Below are 24,302 nucleotides of genomic sequence, written 5' to 3'. Positions count from 1 at the left end.
GCGCGGGGGGGGGGGGCGCCCCCCCCCCCCCCCCCCCGGGGGGGGGGGGGGGCCCCCCCCCCCCCCCCCGCCCCGTCTCTTCCGGCGCACGGGCCGTCCTGGCCGGTGCTCCGTGTTCCCGAGCCCTGCCCCGTCCAGCCGCGGCGAGAGGCACTACGTTGGTGACCACAGGGTCGCTGTTCATGACATCGGAGGTACCCATGGCCGAGCGCACTGTCGCTGTGGCGTCGAAGGTCGGGTTGCACGCACGCCCGGCGATGCTGTTCACCCAGGCAGTGGCCGCGAGCGGGGCGAAGGTGACCATCGCCCGCCCGGGCAAGCCGGGAGTCGATGCGTCGAGCATCCTGTTCGTGATGGGGATGGGCGTGAAGTTCGGCGAGGAGGTCGTCCTCGTGAGCGAGGACGAGGCCGCCCTGGACGGCCTCGTCGAGCTGCTGGCCACGGACCTCGACGCGGAGCAGTGAGATGTCGCAGGCGCGGGTGATCAGCGGGGTCGGCGTCGGCCGAGGAGCGGTGGTCGGGCCGGTCGCCCGGGCTCACCCGGTTCCCGTGGTGTCTGCCGCGGCGCCTGCGCCGAGCGATCCGGAGGAGGCCGCGACCCGCCTGACGGAGGTCTTCTCGCAGGTCGCGGCGAGCCTTCAGGCTCGCGCAGATGCGGCGTCGGGGACGCTGAAGGACGTGCTGTCGGCGACGGCCCTGATGGCGTCCGACCCCGCGCTGGGGTCGCAGGCGGTGGAGCGGGTGCGTGGGGGCACCGACCCGGCGTTGGCGGTCTGGCAGGTCGCCGGCGAGTTCATCGAGATGTTCACCGCCGTCGGCGGGTACATGGCGGAGCGGGCCACCGACCTGGCGTCGGTGCGGGACCGTGTGGTCGCTGCGCTGATGGGGTTGCCCGAGCCGGGGGTGCCGGCGCTGGAGCGTCCGTCGGTGGTCGTCGCCGAGGACCTGTCGCCGGCGGACACGGCCGTGCTCGATCTCGACAACGTGCTGGGGATCGTGATCGAGAAGGGCGGCCCGACGTCGCACACGGCGATCATCGCGGGGCAGCTCGGGCTGCCGTGCGTGGTGCGTGCCGGCGAGGCGTCGGCCCTGGTCGACGGTGACGTGGTCGCGGTCGACGCGGCGCACGGCACGGTGACCGTCGACCCGGACGACGCGGTGGTCGCGGCCGTCGTGGCGCGGCGCGAGGCGCTGGCGGCGCTGGGCGAGGACACCGGTGACGGGGCGACCGCCGACGGGCACGGCGTCCAGCTGCTGGCGAACATCGGGACCGCGGCGGATGCCGAGCGGCTCACCGACGCGGCCGTGCAGGGTGTCGGGCTGTTCCGCACCGAGGTGCTGTTCCTCGACGCGCAGACCGCGCCGGCGCAGGACGAGCAGGCCGCGAACTACGGCCGGGCGCTCGCGGCGCTCGGCGGCCGCAAGGTCGTGATCCGGACGCTCGACGCCGGTGCGGACAAGCCCCTGGCGTTCGTGACCCAGCCCGGCGAGGAGAACCCGGCGCTCGGCGTGCGGGGCTACCGCCTGGTGCGTACCGCGCCCGAGCTGCTGACCACCCAGCTGGCCGCGATCGCCCAGGCCCAGGCGAGCACCGGGGGCCGCCCGTGGGTGATGGCGCCGATGATCGCGACCGTGGGGGAGGCGGCGGACTTCGCCGCTGCGGCTCGCGAGGCCGGTCTGGACACGGTCGGGGTGATGATCGAGGTCCCGGCGATCGCGCTGCGGGCGCGTGACGTGCTCGCTGTCGTCGACTTCGTCTCGATCGGCACGAACGACCTGGCTCAGTACACGATGGCCACCGACCGGTTGCGCGGTGAGCTGGTCGACCTGCTGGACATGTGGCAGCCGGCGATCCTCGACCTCGTCGCGGGTACCGCGGAGGTCGGGGCCGAGGTCGGCAAGCCCGTGGGCGTCTGCGGGGAGTCCGCGGCCGACCCGATCATGGCGCTGGTCCTGACCGGGATGGGCGTGACATCCCTGTCGATGTCGCCCGCCTCGATCCCTGCGGTGCGCTTCGCGCTGCGGCAGCACACCATGGAGACCTGCCAGGCGATGGCGCAGGCGGCGCGGAGCGCTCCGTCGGCGGCCGAGGCACGCGCGGCAGCCCTGGCGCACGTCGAGCCGCACGTCCGCGACGTCCTCGCGCTCGACTAGGAGCGCGAGAGCAGGACGTCCGGGCCGCACCGCGGCCGTGCATCCCGGGGGGCCCCGCGCGCTCGCGCGGGGCCCACCGTCATGCGTAGGGCTCGGACGGAGCTCAGACGGCGAGCAGCTCCACGGCCTGGCGCGCGATCTCGAGCTCCTCGTTGGTCGGCACCACCAGAACGGTGACCTCGGCGTCGTCCGGGGAGATCACGGTGATCTCCTTCTTGCGACCCGCGTTCCGCTCCGGGTCCACCACGATGCCCAGGCGCTCCAGGCCCGCGAGCGAGTTGAGCCGCACGATGTCGTCGTTCTCGCCGATGCCGGCCGTGAAGGCGATCGCGTCGACGTGACCCAGCTGGGCGTAGTAGTTGCCCACGTAGCCCTTGATCCGGTGGTAGTAGACCTGCAGCGCCGTGCGGGCCGCCTCGTCGCCGGCCTCGACCGCTGCGTGCACGTCCCGCATGTCCTGCAGGCCGCACATGCCGAGCATGCCCGACCGGCGGTTGAACAGGTCGTCGAGCTCGTCGGTCGACATCCCGGCCACGCGGCGCAGGTGGAAGATCACCGCGGGGTCGATGTCGCCCGTGCGCGAGCCCATCACCAGACCCGCCAGCGGCGTCAGGCCCATCGAGGTGTCGAAGCACACCCCGCCGCGCACCGCGCTGGCCGACGCGCCGTTGCCGAGGTGCAGCACGATCGTGTTGAGCTCGTCGTACGGCCGCCCCAGGTACTCGGCGGTCGTCTGCGAGACGTACAGGTGCGACGTGCCGTGCGCGCCGTAGCGGCGGATCGCGTACTTGTCGGCGACCTCCCGGTCCAGCGCGTAGGTGTAGGACTCCGGCGGCATGCCCTGGTGGAACGAGGTGTCGAACACCGCGACGTGCGGCACGTCGCCGAACGTCGACCGGGCCGCGACGATGCCCGCGACGTGCGCGGGGTTGTGCAGCGGCGCGAGCGGCGACAGGTCGCTGATCTGCTGGAGCACCTCGTCGTCGATCACGGCGGGACCGGAGAAGATCGCACCGCCCTGGACCACGCGGTGACCCACCGCCGCGAGGTGCGCGGGGTCGATCTCCGGCCCGTGCTCCTCGAACAGGGCCATCATGATCGCCATGCCCGCGGTGTGGTCCGGGATCTCACGCTCGATCGTGGTGGTGCCGTCCGGCCCCTCGTGCTTGGCCTTACCCATCTCGAGGCCGATCCGCTCGACGATGCCGGCGGCGAGGGACTCGGACGTCTCGACGTCGATCAGCTGGTACTTGATCGACGACGAACCCGAGTTGACGACAAGGACGTGGGTGCTCACGAGATCCCTCCAGTGACGGCCGTTCCGGCCGGGGTGACGTCGGCGGTCGCAGAGTCCTGCACGCTCGCGGCCGGGACCGAGGCTAGGGCCTGGGCCTGGATCGCGGTGATCGCGACGGTGTTGACGATGTCCTGAACCAGAGCGCCGCGCGAGAGGTCGTTGACCGGCTTGCGCAGACCCTGCAACACCGGGCCCACGGCCACCGCGCCGGCCGAGCGCTGCACGGCCTTGTAGGTGTTGTTGCCGGTGTTGAGGTCCGGGAAGATGAACACCGTGGCGCGCCCGGCCACGGCGGAGTCGGGCATCTTGGTCTTGGCGACCGAGGCGTCGACGGCGGCGTCGTACTGGATCGGTCCGTCGACCTCGAGGTCCGGCCGGCGCTCGCGCACCAGCGCGGTCGCGGTGCGGACCTTCTCCACGTCGGCACCGGTCCCCGACTCGCCCGTCGAGTAGGACAGCATCGCGATGCGGGGCGCGATGCCGAACTGCGCGGCGGTGTCCGCCGACGAGATCGCGATGTCCGCGAGCTGCTCGGCCGTCGGGTCCGGGTTCACGGCGCAGTCGCCGTAGACCAGGACGCGGTCCTCGAGGCACATGAAGAACACGCTCGAGACGATGGACGTCCCGGGCTGGGTCTTGACGATCTCGAAGGACGGCTTGATGGTGTGCGCCGTGGTGTGGACCGCGCCGGACACCATGCCGTCGGCCAGCCCGAGCTGGACCATCATCGTGCCGAAGTAGGAGACCGAGCCGACGATCTCACGAGCCCGGTCGACCGTCATGCCCTTGTGCTTGCGCAGCTCGGCGTACTCGTGCGCGAACCGCTCGTGCAGCTCGCCGTCCTTCGGGTCGATCACCTGCGCGGCCGAGATGTCCAGGCCGAGCTCGTTGGCACGGGCCCGGATCGCGGTCTCGTTGCCGAGGATCGTGAGCTCGGCGACCTCGCGGCGCAGCAGCGTGCTCGCGGCACGCAGGATGCGGTCGTCGTCGCCCTCCGGCAGCACGATGTGCTTCTTGTCCGAGCGTGCCCGGGCGAGCAGCTCCCACTCGAACATCAGCGGCGTGATCACGGTCGGCCGCGAGACGTCCATCCGCTCGAGCAGCGCCTCGCCGTCGACGTGCGTCTCGAAGAGGGCCAGGGCGGTGTCGATCTTGCGCTGCGACTCGGCGGAGAGCCGGCCGCGGGTCCCGGCGGCGGCACTCGCCGCACGGAAGGTGCCGTAGTCCGAGCGGATGATCGGCAGCCGCTGACCGAGGGCCTCGACCAGACGGCCGACCTCCTGCGGCGGGTAGAAGCCTCCGTTGAGGATGATGCCCGCCAGCGACGGGAAGCCGTCGGCCGCGTGCGCCATCAGCAGGCCTACGAGGACGTCGGAGCGGTCACCCGGGGTGATGATCACCGAGCCGTCGGTGAGCTTCCCCAGCAGGTGCTCGATCGACATCGCGCCGACCAGCACGTCGAGCGCCTCGCGGGAGAGGAGCTCTTCGTCACCGGCGACCAGGCGGCCGTCCACGGCGTCCATCAGGGCGCGGACGGTCGGCGCCATGAGGAGCTGGTCGTCCGGGATCGCGAACGTCGGCAGAGCGTCGCCGAGCGCGGCGCGCATCTCCTCCAGCAGGGTTGCCGGGCAGCGGTTCGCCACGACGCCGAGCACCTCGGCGTGCTGCGTCCGGAGCTCGGCCAGGGCGACCTCTGCGACCGAGTGCACCTCGTCCGGGCGTCGGCCCGCGCCGCGCACCACGAGCAGCACCGGGGCGCCGAGGTTCACCGCGATGCGGGCGTTGTAGGCCAGCTCGGTGGGCCCGGCGACGTCGGTGTAGTCCGTGCCGACCACGACCACGACGTCGCTGACGCGCTCGACCTCGTGGTAGCGGGCCACGATCCGGGACAGCGCCGCCTCGGGGTCGGCGTGCAGCTCGTCATAGGTGACCCCGACGCACGTGTCGTAGTCGAGGTCGACGCCGTCGCGCGCGAGCAGCAGCTCGAGCACGTAGTCGCGCTGGGCGACCGATCTGGCGACCGGGCGGAAGACCCCGACCCGGGTGACCGTCCTGGTCAGGAGGTCCACCAGGCCGAGAGCCACGGTGGACTTCCCGGTGTCCCCCTCGGGGGAGGTGATGTAGATGCTGCGTGCCACTGCTCTCTCCGTCGTCGTCGACTACTCGTTGTCCCCGCCGGTCGCTGCGGTGGCCGAGAGCTCCTCGGCCGCGGTACCCACGGCACCCGGCCACACCCAGTCACGCACCTCGGGAAGGTCTTCTCCGTGCTCGCGGGTCCACTGCCGCGCCCGGATCCTCGCGTCGACCATCTCCTGGCGCAGGGCCGCTGCACGCGCCCCCAGGCCGGGCACCCGGTCGATCACGTCGATCACCAGGTGGTAGCGGTCGAGGTCGTTGAGCATCACCATGTCGAACGGGGTCGTGGTGGTGCCCTCCTCCTTGTACCCGCGTACGTGCACGTTGCCGTGGCCGCGCCGACGGTAGGTCAGGCGGTGGATCAGCCACGGGTAGCCGTGGTACGCGAAGATGACCGGCTTGTCGGTCGTGAAGAGCGTGTCGAAGTCGCGGTCGGACAGACCGTGCGGGTGCTCCTTCTCGTCCTGCAGCCGCATGAGGTCCACGACGTTGATGACCCGGACCTTGAGGTCGGGCAGGTGGCGCCGCAGCAGATCCGCCGCCGCGAGGGTCTCCAGGGTCGGGACGTCGCCCGCGCAGCCCAGCACGACGTCCGGCTCCTCGCCGCGCTGCTCGGTGCCGGCCCACTCCCAGATGCCGAGCCCGCGGGTGCAGTGCGCGACCGCCTCGTCCATCGCCAGCCAGTTGGGCGCGGGCTGCTTCCCGGAGACCACGATGTTGATGTAGTCGCGGCTGCGCAGGCAGTGGTCGTAGGTGGACAGCAAGGTGTTCGCGTCCGGCGGCAGGTACACCCGGACGATCTCCGCCTTCTTGTTGACCACGTGGTCGATGAAGCCGGGGTCCTGATGCGAGAAACCGTTGTGGTCCTGGCGCCACACGTGGCTGGACAGCAGGTAGTTCAGCGACGCGATCGGCCGGCGCCACGGGATGTCCGCGGTGACCTTCAGCCACTTCGCGTGCTGGTTCACCATGGAGTCGACGATGTGGATGAACGCCTCGTAGCAGTTGAACAGGCCGTGCCGACCGGTCAGCAGGTAGCCCTCGAGCCAGCCCTGGCACTGGTGCTCGGACAGCATCTCCAGCACGCGGCCGGCGCGGGCCAGGTGCTCGTCGACCTCGGGACCCTCGAACGCGGCGTTCCACTGCTTGTCGGTCACGTCGAAGACGGCCTGGAGCCGGTTCGAGGCGGTCTCGTCCGGGCCGAAGATCCGGAAGTTGGTCGGGTTCAGCCGGATCACGTCGGTGAGGAAGCGGCCCAGCTCGCGCGGAGCCTCGCTGATCGAGCCGCCCGGGGTCGGGACGTCGACGGCATAGGCGCGGAAGTCCGGCAGGCGTAGGTCGTGCAGCAGCTCGCCGCCGTTGGCGTGCGGGTTGGCGCTCATCCGCAGGGTGCCTGCGGGAGCGAGCGCGGCGATCCCGGGGACCACGCGGCCCTCGGCGTCGAACAGCTCCTCCGGCCGGTAGCTCTGCAGCCAGTCCATCAGGACCTGGAGGTGCTCGTCGGAGTCCCTCGCGCTGGCCAGCGGCACCTGATGGGCGCGCCAGGACCCGGTGGTCTTCTTGCCGTCGATGTACGCCGGGCCGGTCCAGCCCTTCGGCGTGCGGAAGACGATCATCGGCCACATCGGGCGGGTCAGGTCGCCGGCCCGCGCGCGCTCCTTGATGGCGGCGATCTCGTCGAGCACCTCGTCGAGCAGCGCCGCGAACCGTCGGTGGATCGAGACCGCGTCCTCGTCGTCGAAGCCTGCCGTGAAGACGTACGGCTTGTGACCGAAGCCCACCATCAGCGAGGTCAGCTCCTCCTCGCTGATCCTGGCGAGCACGGTCGGGTTGGCGATCTTGTAGCCGTTGAGGTGCAGGATCGGCAGCACGACGCCGTCCTGGGCCGGGTTCACGAACTTCGTCGAGTGCCAGGACGTCGCCAGCGGACCGGTCTCGGCCTCACCGTCGCCGACGACCGCCGCGACCAGGAGGTCGGGGTTGTCGAAGGCCGCGCCGTAGGCGTGCGAGAGCACGTAGCCCAGCTCGCCGCCCTCGTGGATCGACCCGGGCGTCTCGGGTGCGACGTGGCTCGGGATCCCGCCCGGGAACGAGAACTGCCGGAACAGGCGGCGCAGGCCCTCGGCGTCCTGGGTGATGTCGGAGTAGACCTCGGAGTAGGTGCCGTCCAGGTACGCCGCAGCGACCAGTCCCGGCCCGCCGTGCCCGGGTCCGGTGAGGTAGATGACCTCCTGGGACCGCTCGGCGATCGCGCGGTTCAGGTGCGCGTAGAGGAAGGTCAGGCCCGGTGTGGTGCCCCAGTGGCCGAGCAGCCTCGGCTTGACGTCGTCCCGGGAGAGCGGCTCGCGGAGCAGCGGGTTGTTCAGCAGGTAGATCTGGCCCACGGACAGGTAGTTGGCGGCTCGCCACCAGGCGTCGATCCGTTCGAGGACGTCGTCGCTCACCGCCGACGTGGAGCGTTGCCAGGCGGTGGAGGGCACTGCGGTCATCATCAGACTCCTGTGCTACCGAGGCCCTGCCATGGTCAGACAAAGTCTTGCGCCACGACCGTGGCAAACATGGGACGTTTGACCCCTGGCGGGCAAGGGACGGGCAGGCAAAGGCCTCTCGGTGGGCTGTGATCGTGCCCCTTCACTCCACCACACCCGGGGGCTCCGCGGCACCCCTTGGCGGTGGCGGGGCGAGCGCCGCCGAGGAGCACGGGCGAGCACGTCGGGGGCGGAGGGCGAGCGCGGGTCGACCAGGGCCGGGCGAGCGCGTCGGGGGCGGAGCGAGAGCACGGCCGAGCAGGACGGGCGAGCGCGTCGGGGGCGGAGCGAGAGCACGGCCGAGCAGGACGGCCGAGCGCGTCGGGGGCCGAGCGGGAGCGCCGTGGCGCGGGCGGGGCGAACCCGTCGCGCGACGATTACGGTTGCTGCGTGACGCCCACCCTGCACGCGAAGCTCCGTGCGGCTCGCAGCCCGCGGATGCTCGTGATGCTGCTGGTGCTGGTCGCGGCCGGGGCGGTGTTCGCCAGGCTCGGGATCTGGCAGCTCGACCGCGCGCTGCAGCGTGGCGAGGCCGCGGCGCAGGCCGAGGCCCAGGAGGCCGCCGCAGCGCCTGCCGCGGACCTCACCGACGTGCTCGAGCCGCAGACCACGTTCACCAGCGACCTGGTCGCGCGGCACGTGACCACGTCCGGGCAGTTCGAGGTGGACCAGCTGATCGTGGTGGGCCGCTACCAGGACGGGGAGCCCGGCGTGCTCGCGCTGGCCCCGTTCCGGGTGGCCGACACCGGCGCGGTGCTCGCGGTCGTGCGCGGCTGGGCGCCGAGCGCGGCCGACGTGGCCCCGGCGCCGACCGGTGAGGTCGAGCTGACCGGGTGGCTCCAGGCCGGCGAGGCGGTCGGTGCCGGGTTCGACGGCGACACGACCGACGCGATCTCGCCGGCCGAGCTGGTCAACCGCTGGGGCGGCCCGACCTACACCGCCTACCTGGTGCTCGAGGCACCGCAACAGGACGGCCTCACGATGCTCCCCGCGCCGGGCCGGCTGAGCTCCGGCATCGACTGGCGCAACCTCGGCTACGCGTTGCAGTGGTGGTTGTTCGGCCTCTTCGCCGTGGCGCTGTGGTGGCGCATGGTGGGTGACGAGGCCCGGGACCGGGCGCAACGTGATGCCGTCGCGCCCGATCCCGTCGGCTGAGGCCCGCGACCGGGAACCGCTAGTCCTGCTGCCAGGAGCGCCACAGCGCGGCGTACTCGCCGCCTGCGGCCACCAGGTCGTCGTGCGGGCCGATCTCGGAGATCCGGCCGTCGTCGACCACGGCGACCCGGTCGGCGTCGTGCGCGGTGTACAGCCGGTGCGCGATCGCCACGACCGTCCGCCCGTCGAGCACCCGGGACAGCGACTGCTCCAGGTGCCGTGCGGCGCGCGGGTCGAGCAGCGAGGTCGCCTCGTCCAGCACGAGGGTGTGCGGGTCGAGCAGCACCAGCCGTGCGAGCGCGATCTGCTGGGCCTGGCCGGGCGTGAGGGTGACCCCACCCGAGCCCACCTCGGTCGCGAGCCCGTCCGGCAGCGACTCGGCCCAGTCGAGCGCGTCGACCGAGGCGAGTGCGTGCCGGAGCTGGGCCTCGTCCGCGTCGGGGTCGGCCAGCCGGAGGTTCTCCGCGAGCGTCCCGACGAAGACGTGGTGCTCCTGGGTCACCAGGGCGACGTGTCCGCGCAGGTCCTCGAGCGGGAGGTCGACGAGCCGGACCCCGTCCACGGTCACGGTGCCGCCGGTCGGCGGGTGGATGCCGGCGAGCATCCGGCCGAGCGTCGACTTGCCGGCGCCCGAGGGGCCGACGACGGCGAGCCGCTCGCCGACCCGCAGGCTCAGGTCGATGCCGTGCAGCACGTCGTGGCCCTCGCGGTAGGCGTAGCGCAGGTCGCGCGCGTCGACCTGCTCGCCCGCGGGGCGGTCGGGGCCGACGGTGCGGTCCGGCTCGACCGAGCGGACCCCGACGATCCGGGCGAGCGAGGTCGCGCCGACCTGGATCTCGTCGAGCCAGTAGATCAGCTCGCCGATCGGGTGCCGGATCTGCAGCGCGTACACCGCGATCGTGGTCACCGCGCCGACCGTGGTCAGCCCGGCCTGCACCAGGTAGGCGCCCCACAGCAGCACCGCGACGATCGGCAGCACGAACGAGACGTCCACACCCGGGAAGAGCACGGTGCGCAGGTTGAGCGTGGCGCTCTCGGCGGCGAACGCCTCGCGCTGGTCGTCGTCGATCCGGTCGCGGCGGCGCCGGCCGAGCCCGAGCGCGTCGATCGTGCGCGCGCCCTCCACCGACTCGCTGATCGTGCCGTTGAGGGTCGCGTAGGCAGCCGACTCGCGCAGGTACGCCGGGGTCGCGCGCCGCAGGTACCAGCGAGTGGTCGCGACGAGGGTCGGGACCCCGACCAGGAGCCCCAGGGAGACGCGCCAGTCGATCACCAGGGCCGCCACCAGGGTCAGCGCGACCGTGGCCGAGGTCACCAGGATCCGCGGCACGCCGAAGCGCACCGAGTGCTGCGCGCGGTCGATGTCGTTGGTGGTCCGCCCGACGAGGTCACCGGTCCCGGCGCGCTCGACCACGGACAGCGGCAGGCGCGTCACGGTCGTGACGAACTCCTCGCGGAGCTCGGCGAAGACCGTCTCGCCGAGGATCCGCGACGAGCGCTGCGCGTACCGGATCAGGATCGTCTGGGCGATCACGGCACCGACCAGCCAGAGGGCGGCACGGTCCACGAACCCCGTCGTGGTCCCCGAGCCGACCGCGTCGACGATCCGGCCGAGCAGCCACGGCCCGGCAAGGCCGGCGAGCGCCGCGAGCACGTGCAGGACGAGCACCAGGGCCAGGGCGCGACCGTGCCGGCGCAGCAGCGCGGCGGTGTGCTCACGCAGCATCGTGGGGTCAGCGATGGGCAGTCGCACGGTCGTCCTCCTCTCGGGTGTGGTCTTCGTCCAGGGTTCGCGCGGTGTCCAGAGTTCGCGCGGTGTCCAGGGCTCGTTCGGCCTCCGCGTCGTCGGCGGCCGCGCGCGACACGACGCTGCGGTAGCGGCGGGACGCGAGGTCGCCGCGGTCCATCAGCTCGCGGTGGCCGCCCTCGGCCACCACGCGGCCGCCGTCGAGCAGCGCGACGTGGTCGACGTGGTCGAGCACGAGCGGGCTCGCGGTGACGACCACCGTGGTCCGGCCGGTCCGGGCGGCGGCGAGCCGCTCGGCGATCCGAGCCTCGGTGTGCGCGTCGACCGCGCTGGTCGGCTCGACGAGCACGAGCACCTCGGCCTCGGTGAGCAGCGCCCTGGCCAGGGCCAGGCGCTGGCGCTGACCGCCGGACAGCGATCGGCCCTTCTCGGTGACATGGCCGTCCAGCCCGTCGGGCACCGAGTCGAGCACGTCGTGGGCGTCGGCGACGTGCAGCGCCGCCAGGCGCGCCGCGTCGTCCGTGCCGCCGCGCACGTCGAGCTCGTCGCGCAGGCTGCCGGTGAACAGGTGCGGCGTGGACTCGGCGACCACCACGCGCCTGCGCACCTCCGCGAGCCCGAGGTGGGCCAGCGGCACGCCGTCGAGACGCACCCGGGTCGCGTCGTGGCCCGCGCCGAGCAGTCCGAGCCGCAGCGCGACCGCCGCGGACTCGTCCGGGTCGTGGCTCACCAGCGCGGTCAGACGGCCGGCGGGCACCTCGAGGCCGGACTCCTCATCGCTCAGCGACGGCGCCGGCTGGGCCGTGTCGCGGGACGCGAGGTCCAGCGGGTGCTCGCGGGTGTCGGCCCCGGTGGGCGGCACGCTGAGGACCCGCAGGATCCGGCGCACGCCGACCACGGCGCGGGTCAGGATGCGCAGCGCCTCGGTCGCGACGTCGAGCGGCTGGGTCAGGAACGCGGCGTAGCCGAAGAAGGTCACCAGCTCGCCCGGGGTGATGGTGCCGGCGAGCGCGAGGTGCGCGCCGTACCAGACCACGCCGGCCAGGAAGAGCCCGGGGAGCAGCGCCTTGAGCGCGTCCAGGACCGACTCGGTCTGGGCGACCCGCACCCCGGCCCGGCGGACCTTCTGGGACTGCTCGCGGTAGCGCTCGGCGAAGACCTCCTCGCCGCCGATCCCGCGCAGGATCCGCAGCCCGGACACCGTGTCGGCGCCGAATGTCGTGAGCCGACCGGCGGCGGCGCGCTGGGCGGCCTCGCGTGACGACAGCGGCTTGACCACGAGGGCGAGGATCGCCGCCACGGCGGGCAGGCCCACCAGCACCGCGACGCCGAGCGCGACCGAGGCCTGCAGCATCAGCACCGCGACGACCGCGTACGCGGCGATCGCGCCGACCAGGCGCGGGACGATCCAGAACACCTCGCCGACCCGCAGCGAGTCCGAGGCGACGGTCGCGACGACCTCGCCGGTCGGCAGCTCCGCGGTCACCGCGTCGCCGGTCCGGGTCACGTGGTGCCCGAGCAGCTGCGACGAGCGGAACGCCGAGCGGATCCAGCCCTCGACCAGGCGCCGGTGCTCGATCACGTTGGCGACCGCACCGAACACCCCCACGCCGAGCAGCAGCAGCACCGGACGCCACAGCGCGGCGTCCGCGCCGTGGTCCAGGCCGGTGTCGATCGCCCGGCCGAGCAGGTACGGCAGGACGGCGGCGGAGACGAAGGCCGCCGTCGACCACGCCACGCAGCGGGCCACGAGCCCGGCCTGGCCGCGCGCGACCCACCACAGGTACGCCGAGGCCGAGGCCAGCGGGGGCCGTCCCGGGTCGGTGTAGGGCATCTGTCGCACGAGCGTCCACGCTAGGCCGCGCCACCGACAGCGAGCGACGGCTTTTCCGGCCGCCCACGGACCGGTCGGCACGCCCGCCCGCGGCGTAGGGTCGCCGCATGAGCCTGCTCGTGGTGCACGTGGACATCGCCGTCGCCGCGGACCAGGTCGAGGCCTTCCACGCCGCGACCGCCGCCAACGCGAGCGCGAGCCGCCTCGAGCCCGGGATCCTGCGCTTCGACGTCCTGACCGACCGGGCGGACCCGACGCACGTCGTGCTCGTCGAGGTCTACCGGGACGACGCCGCGGCCGCCGCGCACAAGGAGACCGGGCACTACGCGACCTGGCGGGACGCGGTCGCGCCGATGATGGCCCGCCCGCGCACGTCCGTGAAGTACGCGAACGTCTCGCCGGGCGACGACGCCTTCGCGATGCCCTGAGCCCGACCCGCGACGAGCGCGTTCGGCGGTGCCCCGGTCCGATCCTGACGCCCTGCGCTGCGCCCTCCCCGCGCCCTGACCGGCGCGACGGCCCGGCGTGCGCGAGGATGGTCCGCGGCGACCGGACGTGACGGAGGAGCAGGGACGAGGATGGCGGCGAAGGACTGGACTGCGAAGGCCCGCGGGGCCCTGACCCGGTACCGGGTGATGGCCTACATCACCGGGACCATGCTGCTGCTGCTCGTCGTCGAAGTGATCCTCAGGTACGTCGTGCACGCCGACGACGCGATCATCGGCGCGATCTCCTGGATCCCGTACGCCCACGGCTGGATCTACGTGCTCTACCTCGTCACCGTGCTCGACCTATGGTCCACCGTGCGCTGGGGCTTCGGGCGGCTCGTCACGATGGCGCTCGCCGGCGTCGTCCCGGTGATGTCGTTCGTCCTGGAGAAGCGCGTGCACGCCGACGCGGACGCGCAGATCGCCACCGGGACCGCCGCCGGTGGCCGGACGGTGCGGTCCGGCGCGGAGGCCGCTCACTAGACTCCCTGCGTGAGCCCGAGCACCGAGCCCCAGCCCGCGCAGCCCCGTCCCACCGACACCGGCCCGGCCGGTCCGGTGCTGGTCGTCGACTTCGGCGCGCAGTACGCCCAGCTGATCGCGCGCCGTGTGCGCGAGGCGCACGTGTACTCCGAGATCGTGCCGCACACCTGGAGCGTCGAGCAGATGCTCGCGCGCAGGCCCGCGGCGGTGATCCTGTCCGGCGGGCCGGCCAGCGTCTACGCCGACGGTGCGCCGTCGGTCGACGCCGAGCTGTTCGACGCCGGGGTGCCCGTGCTGGGCATCTGCTACGGCTTCCAGGCGATGGCACGGGCGCTCGGCGGCACGGTCGCCCGTACCGGGACGCGCGAGTACGGCGGCACGCACGTCAGCATCGACGCGCCGGGCGCCCTGCTCACCGGGTCGCCGGTCGAGCAGTCGGTGTGGATGAGCCATGGCGACGCGGTGCAGGCCGCGCCTGACGGTTTCCAGGTGCTCGCCACCTCGCAGGGCTCGCCGGTCGCCGCGTTCGAGGACGTCGAGCGCGGTCTGTTCGGCATGCAGTGGCACCCCGAGGTCAAGCACTCGCCGCTCGGCCAGCGCGCACTGGAGAACTTCCTCTACCTCGGCGCCGGGCTGACGCCCACCTGGACGCCGGGCAACGTGGTCGCCGACCAGGTGGAGTCGATCGGCGACCAGGTCGGCGACGCCCGGGTGATCTGCGCCCTGTCCGGCGGGGTCGACTCGGCGGTCGCCGCCGCGCTCGTGCAGCGCGCCGTGGGCGACCAGCTGACCTGCGTGTTCGTCGACCACGGCCTGCTGCGTGCGGGTGAGGTCGAGCAGGTCGAGCGGGACTTCGTGGCCTCCACCGGGGTCCGGCTGGTCACGGTCGACGCGCGCGAGCGGTTCCTCGACGCGCTCGCCGGGGTGTCGGACCCGGAGACCAAGCGCAAGATCATCGGCCGGGAGTTCATCCGGGTCTTCGAGCAGGCCGCCAGGGACATCGTCGCCGAGTCCGGCGAGCACGGCGAGGAGGTCCGCTACCTCGTGCAGGGCACGCTGTACCCGGACGTCGTGGAGTCCGGCGGTGGCGAGGGTGCGGCCAACATCAAGTCCCACCACAACGTGGGCGGCCTGCCGGACGACCTGCAGTTCGAGCTCGTCGAGCCGCTGCGCCGGCTGTTCAAGGACGAGGTGCGCGCGGTCGGCCTCGAGCTCGGTCTGCCCGAGGCGATCGTCTGGCGCCAGCCCTTCCCGGGGCCCGGCCTCGGCATCCGGATCATCGGCGAGGTCACCGCGGAGCGGCTCGAGGTGCTGCGTGCCGCCGACCTGATCGCCCGGACCGAGCTGACCGCCGCCGGCCTGGACCGGGACATCTGGCAGTGCCCGGTGGTGCTGCTCGCCGACATCCGCTCGGTGGGCGTGCAGGGCGACGGACGCACCTACGGCCACCCCGTGGTGCTCCGGCCGGTCAGCTCCGAGGACGCGATGACGGCGGACTGGACCCGCGTGCCGTACGAGGTCCTGGCGCGCATCTCGACCCGGATCACCAACGAGGTCGCCGAGGTGAACCGCGTGGTGCTCGACGTGACGAGCAAGCCGCCGGGCACCATCGAGTGGGAGTGAGCCGGCGACGCTGAACCGGCAACGCTGACTCGGCGAGGCTGAGTCGGCGAGGCGGACGGACCCTCGTCCGGGACGCGGACGGCACCGGGTAGCCCGAGGCCGGGTGCGGCCTGCTGCACAGCGGACCCACAGCGGGCACCGAGCCGGGCCCGAGACCGGGCGGCTTTCCTAGGGGGCGCCCGATCGAGGAGGTCCGATGAGCGTACGTCGCCGTGCGTCCGCAGCGCGCGCAGCCGCGGTTGCGGTCGTGGTCGCGCTCGCGCTCGCCCTCGCCGGGTGCGCGAGCTCCGGAGAGGCGTCTTCGGCCGCCACGGCTGCGCCGTCCGCCAGCGCGACGGGCACGGCGGCGGGCAGCACTGCGACGACGACCGGGTTCTTCGACACCTCGCAGCTGCACACGATCGAGGTCGAGCTCGACCAGGCCGACCTCGACGACGTGATCGCGACGTACCTGGCGACCGGTGAGAAGGACTGGCTCAGCGCGACGGTGACGATCGACGGCGAGACCTTCACCGACGTCGGCATGCGGCTCAAGGGCAACTCGACGCTGCGGGTCGTGACGGCCGACACGCCCGGCGAGGACCTGCCGTGGCTGATCCGGCTGGACAAGTACGTGGACGGCCAGTCGCTGGACGGCGTGACGTCCCTCGTGGTGCGGGCCAGCTCGACCAGCACCGCGGTGAACGAGGCCGTCGCGCTCCAGCTCATCGCGGCCGCGGGCCTCGCGTCCGAGGCCCCGACCGAGGTCGCGTTCTCGGTGAACGGCGACGCGGCGCTGCGGCTGGTGATCGAGAACCCGGACGACGTGTGGGCCGCTCGCACCTTCACGTCCGAGAGCCTGCTGTACAAGGCGCAGGCCGGTGGCGACTACTCCTACCGCGGGGACGACCCCGCTGCGTACGACGACATCTTCGACCAGGAGGCCGGCGAGCCGGAGACGCTCGACCCGCTGATCGAGTTCCTGGCGTGGCTGAACGAGTCGGACGACGCGACGTTCGCCGCCGAGCTCGACGAGCACGTCGACGTCGACTCCCTGGTCACCTACCTGGCCGTCCAGGAGCTGGTGGGCAACGCCGACGACATCGACGGCCCCGGCAACAACTCCTACCTCCAGTGGGACCCCGACACCGGCCTGATGACGGTGGTCTCCTGGGACCAGAACCTCAGCTTCGGCACGGCCAACGTCGGTGGCCAGGGGGGTCCCGGTGCGGGTCAGGGTGCCGGTCAGGCACCGGACCGGGCTCCCGGACAGGCCGCGGGTGGGGCGGCAGGTCAGGCCGCCGGCGGCCGCCCCGCGGGCGGCGCGGGGCCCGGGCGGGGCGGCAACGTGCTGACCGAGCGGTTCCTGTCGGACCCCGACGCGGTCGCCGCGGTCGACGCCGAGCTGGACCGGCTCACGGCCGAGCTCGTCACCTCGGGGGTGGCCGACGGGCTGCTCGACGACTGGCAGACGCTGCTGACCGACCAGGCCGGTGACCTGGTGGACGCCGCGACCGTCGCCGCCGAGGTCGACGCGGTGCGCGCCGCGCTGGACTGAGGGCCGTTCGGCCGGATCCGTCAGACCGAGGACGGGGACCGGTCGGGGGCGGCGTCCGGGGCGTTCGCGGCGGTCCGTTGGGTGACCAGACCGCCGGACCGGCGGGCCCGCTTGACCCGGTACATCGACGCGTCGGCGGCCGACACCACCTGCTCGGCGGTGGTCGGCTGTCCGGGCCGGATCACGGCAGAGCCGATGCTCGCGCGAACCGTGACGACCAGGGCGTCGAGGTGGACGGGCGCCTCGAGAGCGCGTTCGATCGCCGCGAGACCCGCGGCCCGCGAACCGTCCGGGCTGCCCTCGAGCACGAGGACGAACTCGTCGCCGCCGAACCTCGCGACCAGGTCGTTGGCCCGGACCGTGCGGCGCAGCCGTCGCGCCACCTCGACGAGCAGGCGGTCGCCGAGGCGGTGGCCGTGCCCGTCGTTCACGGCCTTGAAGTCGTCCAGGTCGAGGAACAGCACCGCCGCCCCGGGGGAGTACCCGAGCGAGGTCCTGGCGATCAGCGCCTCGAGCCGCTCGGACAGGGCCCGTCGGTTCGGCAGGCCGGTGAGCTCGTCGACCGTCGCGAGCTCGCGGAGCCGCTCCTCGGCGCTCGCGTGCATCCGCGCGAGGATCACGATCCTGGCGATCACCAGCGGCAGCACGAGCAGCGAGCCCAGGCTGAGCAGGGCGGCGTCGGGTTCGCGGCCCATGGCGTAGTCGACGGCGGTGATCACCGGGTTGAGCGCGAGCGCTGCACCGAGGAACGCCAGGCGGCGGGTCGACAGGCGACCTGTCGAGGGTTGCACGGCGATGTCGGGGGCACTGGGGTGCGAGATCCCGGCGGCCGTCGCGACGTTCGCGATCACCCAGCACGCACCGATCCACCACGCGCGCTCGCCGGTCGCCGGGTTCTCGGTCAGGCCGTCGCTGAGCGTGCCTGCGAAGGCGCCGAGGATCGCCACGGTGAGGTAGACCAGCGCGGGGCGCGCGTCGGCTGCGGTCGCGATCGCCCGGAGCACCGTCCCGACCATCGCACTGACCAGCAGCAGCAGGACGAGCTGGCTGAGCTGTCCGCCGGGCGAGATGCCGACGGCCATCTGGTGGGGCTGGACGAGGGTGGTCCACACCAGACTGGTCGTGGCGAGCCCGATGATGGTGGCGTCGATCATGCCGCCGGGGTCGGTCCGGGCCAGCGGCACGGTGGCGAGCAGGCCACCGGTGAGGATCAGCAGGTACCCGATCATCAGGGTCGCGACATGGGCCGCGCCGCTCGCCCGGTCGCCGGTCGTCGCCACGGTGACCACCGAGGTGGCGTTGTGCACGACCAGCAGCGAGAGCCCGCCGAGCAGGAGCCCCCAGGCCACCCGATCCGGCGCCTTCCCGGTGCGGAGCTGGACGGCGAAGACCACCGTGGGCACGAGGCTGGACAGCAGGACGGCGACGTTGCTCGCCAGCCCGCCGAGCAGGAACACGGTCACCAGCGTGCCGGTGAGCACGACGAACCCGCCGTGCAGCAGACCAGGTCGGCCGACCATGGTCCTCCTCTCGCTCGCCGACCTGACCATCGGCACGATCGGCGGGTCCGTTAGCCTGGTTCGGTGCGCATCGTCCACGTCTCCGACTGCTACGCGCCGCGTACCGGAGGCATCGAGACGCAGGTCAGGGACCTCGCGCGGACCCAGGCGGCTGCCGGCCACGAGGTGCACGTGCTCACGGCGACCCCGGGCGAGGACGGCGAGCGCGGTGGGGTGCGCACCGATGACGACGGCGTGACGGTGCACCGGCTGGGCACCCACATGCCGTTCGACCTCCCGGTGAACCCGGCCGCACCGCCACGGATGCGCGCGCTGCTCGCCGAGATCGACCCGGACGTCGTGCACGTGCACGCGGGTGTGGTCTCGCCGTTCGCGTTCGACGGCGTGCGGGTCGCACTGGACGCCGGGGCCCCGGTCGCGGTGACCTGGCACTGCATGCTGGACGGGACGGTCCCGGCGATGCGCGTGGCCGCCCGGCACAGCCGGTGGGGCCACGCGCCGATGGCGCTGTCCGCCGTGAGCAGCGCGGCCGCGGAGCGGGTCGCCTCGGTGTTCGACGCCCCGGTCTCGGTGGTCCCGAACGGGATGGACCTGGAACGGTGGGCCCCGCACGGCCTGCCCGCGAGCGACGGCGCCCTGCACGTGGTCGCGACGATGCGCCTCGCGCCGCGCAAGCGGGGTTCGGCGCTGATCGCCGTGGTCGAGGACGCGGTGAGCCAGCTGCCCGAGGGGTCGCTGCGCGTGGACGTGTACGGCGCCGGCCCGATGCAGGCCCGGATGGCACGGTCGGTGCGGCGCCGCGGGCTCGAGGACGTGGTCACGCTGCACGGTGCGGTGCCGCGGGAGTCGCTGCGCGAGGCGTACCGCGAGGCGCACGTCTTCCTCGCCCCTGCGGTGCTCGAGGCGTTCGGCATCGCGGCGCTCGAGGCGCGCACGTCCGGGCTCGTGGTGGTCGCGCACCGCGGTACGGGCGTGGCGGAGTTCGTCACGCACGAGGAGGACGGTCTCCTGGTGGACGACGACGCGGCCATGGCGCGCGCGGTGGTGCGCCTGGTGCGCGAGCCGGACCTGCGCGCGCGGCTGCAGGCGCAGGCGCGTTCGGCGCGCCCGCCGTTCACCTGGACCCGGGTCCTCGAGCACGCCGAGGCCGAGTACCGGCGTGCTCAGGAGATCGCGGGCCGCTGAGCCCGCCCGGCCTGTCCCGAGATGACCGCTCAGCGAGATCGAGTCGTCCCATGATGCGGGACCAAAGGCCTGGGTCCTAGGACACCCGGACTTCTGGCCCACATATGGGCGTCGAGGGTCCACCATTCTTCCTGTAGACGCCGTGGCAAGCGGCTCCCGGGCAGGGGCCCGGACATCGGGAAGGGATGGACATGGGCAACACGAAGGCAGTCAAGATCGTAGGAATCGTCGCGATGGTCGCGGGCCTGCTGATGATCATCGCGGGCGGCGTGACCTGGGGCCTGGTCTCCAGCCAGCTCGCGGACGAGAACATCACGGTCGCCGAGGACGCTGCGGCGTTCGCCGGCAAGACCGTGAACGGCCCGCTCGACGCGTACTACCAGGCCGACATCATCAAGCACCACGCTCTCGAGGCGACCGGCGGCAAGACCTACGCCGAGCTCGACCGTGAGGACCCGCTGCGGGCGACCGCGATGAACGCGTCGTTCCTGCGTGCCTCGCTCTTCACCTCCGTGGTCGCGTTCGGTGTGGCCGCGTTCGCGATCGGGATGGGTCTGCTGACGATCCTGCTCGGCTGGGCGGTCACCGCTCTGGCCTCCGTCAAGGTCTCGGCTCCGGCGACCGCGAGCGCGAGCGCCTGATCCTCCCCACCCTCGCGGTCGGCGGGCCGCGAGGGTGACACGAAGGGCGGCCTCCCCAGCCCCCGGGGCGGCCGCCCTTGCGTCGTGTCGGCCGGGCCCTCCACCCGGCCGACGCTCACGCCCGCTTGCGGGCGCGGACCACGGAGCCGACCAGCAGGACGAGTCCTGCGGCGGCCAGCAGCACGATGATCGCCAGCTCGATGTCGAACAGTGCGCCGTTCGCGATCGCGACCATGCCCACTGCGACGGCCGCCACGATCAGCCCCCAGACCAGGGTGCCGACCCGCAGACCCGTCGCGGTGACGGGAGCGGCCGTGGGCGCCGGTGCGGCGTCAGCGGTGCCGTTCGTCTCGGTCGTGCTGGGCTCGTTCGGGTAGATCTCGTCCATCTCAGTCCTCCTCGACGGTCACGGTGCCCAGGCCGACGCGGACGTCGAGCTCGATCCGGGTCGGCTCGCCCTCCTCGGCCGCGGGCGACAGGTAGGTGTGCGGCTCGTTGCCGAGCCCGCTGACGGCCTCGTCGTCCAGCCAGGTGACCTCACCGGCGCCGAGCGCCACGTCGGCGACCACCGCGACGTCGGCCGGGATCACCAGCGTCAGGTCTCCGGCGCCGACCCGGACCGGGACGACCACCGGGTCGCTGCCCAGCGGGACCTCGGTCAGGTCCAGCACCACGGTGCCTGCGCCGACCCGGACGCCCTCCTCCGCGGAGGTGACCGAGGTCGGGGTGGCGGACACGTCGCCCACCGGGCCCGCGGAGGCGATCCACTCGCCGTCCCAGCGCGCCGCGGCCGTCATCGGCGCGGCGACCAGCAGCCCGATGATCGCGATCGCGGTGAGGCCACCGGCCCGGCGGCCGCGCAGGCCCTGGTAGGCGATGCCCAGACCGAGCAGCGCCAGGCCGACGGTGAGCGTCGTCGTGGCGACCGGTCCGTCGTACAGCCCGGTCCGCTCGGCGTACATCAGGCCGGCGAGGGTGAGCAGCGTCAGGGCGCCCACGACGCCGAAGACGATCCCGCCCCCGGTGCGGTCCGGCCGCGGCAGAGCGGTGGACGGGCCGGGCGGGGGCCACGGCGCGGGGTTCCACGGGTAGCCGGGGCCGCCGGGGGCTCCGGGGCCACCGGGCTGGCCGGTCGGGCCGCCGTACGTGGGCGGGCCGTACGCGGGGACGCCGTAGGTGGGTGCGCCGGACGTAGGGTGTGCGCTCGCGGGTGCCTCGGGGCCGCCCGCGGTGTCGGTGCTCATGGTTCCTCCTGTGGGTGCGCCGACCGTCGACTCGGACGTGTCGATCGGCTGGGTCGTGTCGAACGGCCGGCTGGTCGCCGGCGGCGGGGTGGTCGGGTAGGGGCCCGGACCACCGGCGGGCGGGTAGGGCATCGGCCGCGGCAGGCTCGTGCGGGGCGCGGTGCCGGGACCGCGCGAGCGCAGCGCCATGACGACGACGACCACGACGATCGCGACCGCGGCGAGCCAGGCGAGCCCGCGGAACCAGCCGGCCAGCTCGCTGCCGCCGCCGCCCCAGAACCAGGGGCTCCCGGAGACCGGGACGCTCAGGCCCAGGACGATGGCGCCGACCGCGCCGAGCACCGCGACGTTCACGTCGCCGTGCAGCAGCTGCTGGGCGTGGATGCGCCCGTCGGACTCCTCGGGCAGCAGCAGCCACGCGATGCCGTAGAGCACCAGGCCGATGCCGCCGAGCAGCACCGACACGCCGATCAGGCCGCGCACCACCACCGGGTCGATCGCGAACCGTCGCGCGATGCCGCCGGCCACGCCGCCGATCCATCGATCGTCGGTGCGCACCACGCCGATCCCGCGCACGGAGTCGAAGAAGCCGTCCGCGCCGCTGCGCCGTGGCGTGGGCTCGGTCGGCTGTGTCGAGGTCTCGTCCATGACAGCCATGCTGCCCGGCGGGCGGGCCGCGGACATCAGGGACCTGCCCTGAGGCGACCCTGATCCTGAGGTCCGGCACCCTGAACCACCCCGGATCCGGCCCCGAGGGCGGCGCTCACGGGCCCGGAGCGTGTGACCATGGTCGCCGTGGAGACCACCGAGCGACCCGTGCGACTGCCGCTGCGCCGGCCGCGGCGCGGTCGGGTGCTGGGCGGGGTCGCCGCAGGCCTCGCGGCCCACCTCGGCCTGCCGGTCGTGGCGGTGCGCCTGGTCCTGGTGCTGCTGGTCCCGCTCGGCGGCGCGGGCTTCTTCCTCTACGTCTTCTGGTGGGTGACCATCCCGGCCGGTGACCCGGTCGAGGCGGCCGCCTCCACCCGACCCGCCGCGTCGGCGCGGCTGGCCCGGCGGCTGCAGGTGCCCGAGCGGAGCCTGCCGTGGCCGGAGATCGCGGGCGGCATCCTGCTGCTCGGGGCCGCCGCCGTGCTGCTCGCGTCCCGCCGCGGGTTCGACGTCGGTGGGACGTGGCTGCTGCCCGTGCTGATCCTGCTCGGCGGCACCGCGCTGGCCTGGAGCCAGCTGGACGCCGTGCAGCGCGAGCCGCGTGCGGGCCGGTCCCGGGTGCCGGTCAGCGTGCTGCGCCTGCTCGGGGGAACCGCGCTCGCAGGGGTCGGGGTCTTCCTGCTGGTCGGCCGGGACGTGCCGGTCGAGGACCTGGTGAACTCGGCGCTCGCGGCGCTCGCCGTGCTGGTGGGGGCGGCGCTCGTGCTCGCGCCGTGGTGGCTGCGGCTGGTGCGGGCGCTGTCCGACGAGCGGCTGGCCCGCGCACGCGAGTCCGAGCGAGCCGACATCGCCGCCCACCTGCACGACTCGGTGCTGCAGACCCTCGCGCTGATCCGCTCGCGCTCGGGAGACGCCGACGAGGTGGCGCGGCTGGCCCGTGCTCAGGAGCGCGAGCTGCGGTCCTGGCTCTACGACGACCGGGTCGACCCGGGCACGTCGGTCGCCGCCGAGCTGCGCGAGGTGGTCGCGGAGGTCGAGGACAACCTCGGCGTGCCGGTCGAGGTGGTCGTCGTGGGCGACCGCGTCCCGGACGAGGCGACGGCGGCCCTGCTGCGCGCGACCCGCGAGGCGCTGGTCAACGCCGTCCGGCACGGTCGGCCGCCGGTGTCGCTGTACCTCGAGGCCGGACCGACCGCGATCGAGGTGTTCGTGAAGGACCGCGGCGAAGGGTTCGACCTGGACGCGGTGCCCGAGGACCGGTTCGGCGTGCGAGAGTCGATCATCGGCCGGATGCGCCGTCAGGGCGGTACCGCGACGGTGCGGCGCCGTGCCGGGGGCACGGAGGTCGAGCTGCGGCTGCCGGTCGCCGCACAGGCGGAGGAGAGGGAAGCGTGAGCGAGAGCGTGATCGACACCGTGCTGGTGGACGACCACCGGATGTTCCGGGCCGGGGTGAAGGCGTCGCTGGACGCCGGGGTCCGGGTGGTCGGCGAGGCGGACGACGTCGACTCCGCGGTCGCGGTCGTGCACGAGCTGCGGCCCACCGTGGTGCTCCTCGACGTGCACCTGCCCGGCGGGGACGGCGGCGGCGGCGCCGAGGTGCTGCGGCGCTGTGCCGACGTCGCGGCCGACGTGCGCTTCCTCGCACTGTCGGTCTCCGACGCCGCCGAGGACGTGGTCGCGGTGATCCGGGCCGGAGCGCGGGGCTACGTGACCAAGGCGATCAGCGGCGAGGACCTGTCGAACGCGGTGCGGCGGGTCGCGTCGGGTGACGCGGTGTTCTCGCCGCGGCTCGCGGGCTTCGTGCTCGACGCGTTCGGCGCGTCGGCCGACGTCGCGACCGGTGACGACGAGCTCGACCGGCTCTCGGCGCGCGAGCGCGAGGTGATGCGGCTGATCGCGCGCGGGTACTCCTACCGCGAGGTGGCCGGCGAGCTGTTCATCTCGATCAAGACCGTGGAGACCCACGTCAGCGCGGTGCTCCGCAAGCTCCAGCTCTCCAGCCGGCACGAGCTGACCCGGTGGGCGGCGGCGCGCCGCCTGCTCTGAGCCGACGGTTCGCGGGTCTCGCCCGGTGCGACGT

19 protein-coding genes are annotated in these 24,302 nt (G+C 73.4%); 11 read left to right on the top strand and 8 right to left on the bottom strand.

Features of this window, described 5'->3' with window-relative positions; all coding sequences use genetic code 11:
- Nucleotides 1-200 precede the first annotated feature (200 nt).
- Together OEB99_RS14340 and ptsP are read left to right on the top strand one after the other, a co-directional pair.
- Nucleotides 201-464, top strand: a complete 264-nt coding sequence (locus OEB99_RS14340) for an HPr family phosphocarrier protein (RefSeq protein ID WP_263577962.1) — start codon at nucleotides 201-203, stop codon at nucleotides 462-464.
- A 1-nt stretch (nucleotide 465) separates the two neighbouring features.
- The gene (gene ptsP, locus OEB99_RS14335; RefSeq protein ID WP_263577961.1) at nucleotides 466-2,154 is read left to right on the top strand and encodes a phosphoenolpyruvate--protein phosphotransferase; all 1,689 of its coding nucleotides are present in this window, start codon (nucleotides 466-468) and stop codon (nucleotides 2,152-2,154) included.
- A gap of 103 nt (nucleotides 2,155-2,257) precedes the next feature.
- Here ptsP and OEB99_RS14330 read toward each other — a convergent pair whose 3' ends face one another.
- From OEB99_RS14330 to OEB99_RS14320, 3 genes are read right to left on the bottom strand one after another with little or no spacing between them, the layout of a single operon-like run.
- Entirely contained in the window at nucleotides 2,258-3,451 is a 1,194-nt protein-coding gene (locus OEB99_RS14330; RefSeq protein WP_263577960.1) for an acetate/propionate family kinase, read from the bottom strand.
- The gene (gene pta / locus OEB99_RS14325) at nucleotides 3,448-5,589 is read right to left on the bottom strand and encodes a phosphate acetyltransferase (RefSeq protein WP_263577959.1); all 2,142 of its coding nucleotides are present in this window, start codon (nucleotides 5,587-5,589) and stop codon (nucleotides 3,448-3,450) included. Before pta ends, OEB99_RS14330 begins: the two co-directional genes overlap by 4 nt.
- A 21-nt stretch (nucleotides 5,590-5,610) precedes the next feature.
- The gene (locus OEB99_RS14320; RefSeq protein WP_411910696.1) at nucleotides 5,611-8,076 is read right to left on the bottom strand and encodes a phosphoketolase family protein; all 2,466 of its coding nucleotides are present in this window, start codon (nucleotides 8,074-8,076) and stop codon (nucleotides 5,611-5,613) included.
- A gap of 429 nt (nucleotides 8,077-8,505) precedes the next feature.
- On the opposite strand from OEB99_RS14320, the gene OEB99_RS14315 reads away from it, so the two are divergent.
- On the top strand, nucleotides 8,506-9,270 hold the full coding sequence (locus tag OEB99_RS14315; RefSeq protein ID WP_263577957.1) for an SURF1 family protein: 765 nt from the start codon (nucleotides 8,506-8,508) through the stop codon (nucleotides 9,268-9,270).
- Between the two features lie 19 nt (nucleotides 9,271-9,289).
- On the opposite strand, the gene OEB99_RS14310 is transcribed toward OEB99_RS14315, so the two are convergent.
- Nucleotides 9,290-11,023: an ABC transporter ATP-binding protein gene (locus tag OEB99_RS14310; protein ID WP_263577956.1), complete on the bottom strand. Its 1,734-nt coding sequence runs from the start codon at nucleotides 11,021-11,023 to the stop codon at nucleotides 9,290-9,292.
- Nucleotides 11,004-12,851: an ABC transporter ATP-binding protein gene (locus OEB99_RS14305; RefSeq protein WP_263578106.1), complete on the bottom strand. Its 1,848-nt coding sequence runs from the start codon at nucleotides 12,849-12,851 to the stop codon at nucleotides 11,004-11,006. The genes OEB99_RS14310 and OEB99_RS14305 overlap by 20 nt, the downstream gene beginning before the upstream one ends.
- Nucleotides 12,852-12,958: 107 nt before the next feature.
- Between OEB99_RS14305 and OEB99_RS14300 the strand changes: the two genes are divergently transcribed.
- The 4 genes from OEB99_RS14300 (at nucleotide 12,959) to OEB99_RS14285 (ending at nucleotide 16,982) form a co-directional block, all read left to right on the top strand.
- Nucleotides 12,959-13,279, top strand: a complete 321-nt coding sequence (locus OEB99_RS14300) for a putative quinol monooxygenase (protein ID WP_263577955.1) — start codon at nucleotides 12,959-12,961, stop codon at nucleotides 13,277-13,279.
- A gap of 150 nt (nucleotides 13,280-13,429) precedes the next feature.
- Nucleotides 13,430-13,822 carry a DUF3817 domain-containing protein gene (locus tag OEB99_RS14295; RefSeq protein ID WP_263577954.1) on the top strand — a complete coding sequence of 131 codons (393 nt, stop codon included), beginning with the start codon at nucleotides 13,430-13,432 and terminating at the stop codon, nucleotides 13,820-13,822.
- Nucleotides 13,823-13,831: 9 nt separating this feature from the next.
- Nucleotides 13,832-15,445 carry a glutamine-hydrolyzing GMP synthase gene (gene guaA, locus OEB99_RS14290; RefSeq protein WP_489667140.1) on the top strand — a complete coding sequence of 538 codons (1,614 nt, stop codon included), beginning with the start codon at nucleotides 13,832-13,834 and terminating at the stop codon, nucleotides 15,443-15,445.
- A 196-nt stretch (nucleotides 15,446-15,641) separates the two neighbouring features.
- Complete coding sequence (locus OEB99_RS14285; protein ID WP_263577953.1) at nucleotides 15,642-16,982, top strand: CotH kinase family protein; 1,341 nt, start codon at nucleotides 15,642-15,644, stop codon at nucleotides 16,980-16,982.
- A 20-nt stretch (nucleotides 16,983-17,002) separates the two neighbouring features.
- Here OEB99_RS14285 and OEB99_RS14280 read toward each other — a convergent pair whose 3' ends face one another.
- Complete coding sequence (locus tag OEB99_RS14280) at nucleotides 17,003-18,502, bottom strand: GGDEF domain-containing protein (RefSeq protein ID WP_263577952.1); 1,500 nt, start codon at nucleotides 18,500-18,502, stop codon at nucleotides 17,003-17,005.
- Between the two features lie 63 nt (nucleotides 18,503-18,565).
- Here OEB99_RS14280 and OEB99_RS14275 point away from each other — a divergent pair, with 63 nt between their 5' ends.
- Both OEB99_RS14275 and OEB99_RS14270 read left to right on the top strand, forming a co-directional pair.
- Nucleotides 18,566-19,687, top strand: coding sequence for a glycosyltransferase family 4 protein (locus tag OEB99_RS14275; RefSeq protein ID WP_263577951.1), 1,122 nt, complete (start codon nucleotides 18,566-18,568; stop codon nucleotides 19,685-19,687).
- A 191-nt stretch (nucleotides 19,688-19,878) separates the two neighbouring features.
- Nucleotides 19,879-20,328: an aromatic ring-opening dioxygenase LigA gene (locus tag OEB99_RS14270; RefSeq protein ID WP_263577950.1), complete on the top strand. Its 450-nt coding sequence runs from the start codon at nucleotides 19,879-19,881 to the stop codon at nucleotides 20,326-20,328.
- A gap of 115 nt (nucleotides 20,329-20,443) precedes the next feature.
- Here the strand turns inward: OEB99_RS14270 and OEB99_RS14265 are convergent, their stop codons facing one another.
- Both OEB99_RS14265 and OEB99_RS14260 read right to left on the bottom strand, forming a co-directional pair.
- Nucleotides 20,444-20,716, bottom strand: coding sequence for a hypothetical protein (locus OEB99_RS14265; protein WP_263577949.1), 273 nt, complete (start codon nucleotides 20,714-20,716; stop codon nucleotides 20,444-20,446).
- Nucleotide 20,717: 1 nt separating this feature from the next.
- Nucleotides 20,718-22,220 carry a PspC domain-containing protein gene (locus OEB99_RS14260; protein ID WP_263577948.1) on the bottom strand — a complete coding sequence of 501 codons (1,503 nt, stop codon included), beginning with the start codon at nucleotides 22,218-22,220 and terminating at the stop codon, nucleotides 20,718-20,720.
- Between the two features lie 147 nt (nucleotides 22,221-22,367).
- On the opposite strand from OEB99_RS14260, the gene OEB99_RS14255 reads away from it, so the two are divergent.
- On the top strand, nucleotides 22,368-23,615 hold the full coding sequence (locus OEB99_RS14255; protein WP_263577947.1) for a sensor histidine kinase: 1,248 nt from the start codon (nucleotides 22,368-22,370) through the stop codon (nucleotides 23,613-23,615).
- Nucleotides 23,612-24,268 (top strand): LuxR C-terminal-related transcriptional regulator, encoded by a 657-nt coding sequence (locus OEB99_RS14250; protein ID WP_318011421.1) that lies wholly within the window; start codon nucleotides 23,612-23,614, stop codon nucleotides 24,266-24,268. The genes OEB99_RS14255 and OEB99_RS14250 overlap by 4 nt, the downstream gene beginning before the upstream one ends.
- Nucleotides 24,269-24,302: the final 34 nt, after the last annotated feature.

This window comes from Actinotalea endophytica, assembly GCF_025717005.1.
Taxonomy (GTDB): Bacteria; Actinomycetota; Actinomycetes; order Actinomycetales; family Cellulomonadaceae; genus Actinotalea.
This window is presented reverse-complemented; position numbering and strand designations above follow the sequence as displayed.